Annotated in this window: 1 protein-coding gene; it reads right to left on the reverse strand. The window is 57.7% G+C overall.

The genetic code is table 11. From position 1 onward, the window contains the following. Positions 1-280: hypothetical protein (locus tag AC1RO3_RS08865; RefSeq protein ID WP_481764059.1), on the reverse strand; the 280-nt coding region annotated here is incomplete at its 3' end. Positions 281-357 lie beyond the last annotated feature (77 nt).

Here is a 357-nt window from a genome sequence, read left to right on the forward strand (position 1 = left end):
AACCTACAGAGGCACCGTTCAACTTGCCCTCTAGTTGCTGGGCTACAGCCAGATCATCAGATTCGGAGTCAATGAGATGAACGCGAGACTTTGCCGCAGGTTTGCGTCGCAGCAGATCGGCCCGGAACTGCGAAAGCAGACGCAGCGTAGGGGCCGCGTACACCAAAACGTAGTTGGCTGTGGGGTCATTAAGCGTAGCCTCCGCGATATTGAGCGCAGCATATGTCTTGCCAGCGCCCGGGTAAGAGTTGACGTAGTGGATCGTCGTCCAGTCTGACATGCCGAGGGGGGCGAGGTAAGGGGTGTCCACCAAAGTCCCGTTGGACGGGGCCCCCCAACCCAACTTCGGGTAATTTT

It is taken from the genome of Dellaglioa sp. CoH-57-MRSF-19, from assembly GCF_056781975.1.